Annotated in this window: 2 protein-coding genes; one reads left to right on the top strand and one right to left on the bottom strand. The window is 60.8% G+C overall.

Annotated features, from left to right (window positions below):
- Positions 1–159: 159 nt before the first annotated feature.
- Positions 160–804 carry a hypothetical protein gene (locus ACLP2E_RS07840; RefSeq protein WP_442465596.1) on the bottom strand — a complete coding sequence of 215 codons (645 nt, stop codon included), beginning with the start codon at positions 802–804 and terminating at the stop codon, positions 160–162.
- A gap of 1038 nt (positions 805–1842) precedes the next feature.
- Here ACLP2E_RS07840 and ACLP2E_RS07845 point away from each other — a divergent pair.
- On the top strand, positions 1843–2904 hold a 1062-nt coding region (locus ACLP2E_RS07845; protein ID WP_442465597.1), incomplete at its 3' end, for an MFS transporter.

The raw sequence follows: 2904 nt of genomic DNA on the forward strand, positions 1-2904 counted from the left end.
CCGACGCTCCGTCAGATCGCAGCCGCCTGATCTACGAAAGTCTTCTGTTTTGTAGTGCCACGCCCCCGCCGCAGCGCGTTTCTGCATGCGCAATCAAAGACTTGGGTCCGCGCACTGACGAAGATCAGTCAAGGTCGCATTGGGCGGGCATCTCGGCCCTCAACGGGGGCGCCCCCTCAGCGGATCCGCTCGCCATCTCGCGGCGGCAAACGCCACGACGCCGGAGGTCTTGGCCCACGCCGCCAACCTCAACACGAAACTCATGATCGCCAGGGCCGCGAATGGAACATAGGCGATCAGATGCCTAAAGCTGCCTGACGGGGAGAATTGCCGGAAGTCCTTCAGAAACGCATACAAGATATAAGTGGTCGCAATCGTCCGGATCGGCGGCAACAAGTTTTGGGGCAACAGCATCCGCACGCGAGCGAACGACAGGAGCGTAAGAATCGCGGCGAACGCGGCCGCGGCGCCGAAAACGACGAATACGCCGATCGCGGGCGCCTTTCCGATCGCGCACAAATAAGCGATCAATCCGAGGTGAACGAGCATCACGGCGGCGAACGCCAAGCCGAAGTCGCGCGCGCGTGTCCTCACGGGCAGGAACGCGGGGCCGAACAACGTTGTCAGCGGGCCGCCGACATAGGCAAGAAAAAAGTACGCAAAGGCGATCCTGCCGGTCGCCCTAAGCGCCAGCGGCACGCCATCGTCCATGCCCGACACGGCCAAAGCGCTCAGGGACGTTGCGAGAGCGATAACAAAGGCTGTCGAGATCCAAACGAATGAACGTTTCTCAGCGTCGGCCAAGGACTTGACCCCCCATCGACGGGAAACCGCAGAGCGCCAAAAACAGCTTGAGAGACGAAGGCGCCGGCCTAACGTCTTTATCTCGTCTGAAGACGAGCATAGCACAGCCAGAGGGATTTCGATTCCGTTATTTGCGAAGCGACCGTCCGTTCTGCTGCGCTGCGTCAGGCGCTGGAGTTGATCTCGGCTCCGACCGGAGGCGTGCGGCGCCTCGTCGCAGCGCACAAAGGGAACTGCGATCGCAGGCTTTTTCAGACGACCGGCTGGTCGAACTCGGTTTTGGCTAGAGCCGGGGCGGAATCGACGCCGACGAGGTGACGAGTATTGTTGCGCGGGCTTTTCGTAGGCTTCGTTGATCGCTCGCAAGATATCCTAACCAGACAATGCCCGCATTCATGATGAGGATACCGGCGACAACGCCGTAAAGGAATCCGGACATCGCACTCTCCGAGACAAACCACTTGCCATGCGGCGGGATCGGCCCTTGCCACGGGCGAGGCACAGGCTCCCGAGTTCGACCAGATTAAAGTATTTCTTGATCTGCAAAACGCGACCGAGTGTCACACAACCGTAGGGTTGTTGCGTATCAACGGTCCAATGCTGAACCGACTGACATCCGATCGACCAAGAGCCATGGTGACTCTGAATTCATTGTTATCAAAGGGGCCTGAACAGCGGCGCGCCCAGCGCCCTCGATCGCGCCCGCGCGTGGGTCGAAGTTGAGAGGGTGGGGATTGAGCAAGTCGCGTAGCTCCGGCAACCCGGGAGCGTCGCCGCAACTGGGTTGGTCATTTTTCTAGAAACGACTGTAAACTTGTGGCAGAAGGAGCCCGTTCGGCAGCGCGGTGTGGGCGCAAGCCGACGTACACCGTGACTTGTTGCTGGAATCGCTGCCGCCGCCGCGCAGCCCTCATAGTCTCTCCGGCCGGCGCAAGGATCTCGCCGCCGGTCGCGTCAAGTCAGGAAGCGCGTTGATGCCTGAAGCAGCAAAGGCGCGTTGGACTGCCGATTCTAGCGGGATGGAAGAGGGATTTCCAGATGGGCCAACAACTGCAGAACACGCCTCCGGCTCCCAGCCTAAACCCGTCGACCGGGACCCCGGAAGAACGCAATTCCGCTGGCCTTGAAGACTTGTATCGCCGAGCCGCGGTCAATCTCGTTCCATTCCTGCTACTATGTTATATTATGGCGATGGTCGACCGCCTCAATGTCGGCTACGCAAAACTTCAATTCATGGCGGATCTGCATTTCGACGAGTCTGTCTTCGGCGTCTCGGCAGGAATTCTTTACGTCGGCTATATCCTGTTCGAAGTGCCGAGCAATTTGTTGCTCGAACGCGCGGGCTTGAGGATAACGCTCCTGCGCATCATGACGCTGTGGGGCCTGTTCACCATGGCGTTCGCGTTCGCCGCCACCCGTTGGAATTTCTACGGGCTGCGATTCCTGGTCGGCGCAGCCGAGGCGGGCTTCTTTCCCGGCGTGCTGTATTACTTCACCCTCTGGTTTCCGGACGCTTGGCGAGCCCGGATCACCTCGATCTTTGCGCTCGGGGTGCCGGTCTCGGGGATTGTCGCAGCGCCCGTCTCCGGTTGGATCATGATCCACATGGCCGGGGTCTTGGGACTGCGGGGCTGGCAATGGCTGTTCCTGATCGTGGGGGCGCCCGCCATTGTCCTTGGCGTCGTCGCGTATGTCTACCTGCCCGATCGGCCTGCCGACGCGCGCTTCCTGTCCGTTCGGGAAAAGGAGGCTATCGCACGCGAGCGGGCCCGGGACGCCGCGATCGTGCCCGGGGCCGACACGTTCGGACAGGCGCTGCGCAATCCGCGCGCCCTTGTTCTCGGACTCGTTTATTTCGCTTTTTTCTCCATCCAAAGCATTTTTCTGCTGTGGATGCCGACTCTGCTGCGCAATGCGGGGGTCGCCAGTCTCGCAGAGATCGGCTGGCGCACCGCTCTGATTTTCGCCGCAGGCGCTATCGGGATGGCGGCGATGGGATGGAGTTCGGATCATCATCGCGAGCGTCGCTGGCATCTCATTGGATGCGGCGTTGTTGCGAGCCTGGCTCTTTGTCTTCTGCCGCTTGGGGCGCGAAGCCCA

Origin of the sequence: Rhodoblastus sp. (assembly GCF_052145335.1) — a bacterium.
In the GTDB taxonomy this organism is placed as follows: Bacteria; Pseudomonadota; Alphaproteobacteria; order Rhizobiales; family Beijerinckiaceae; genus Rhodoblastus.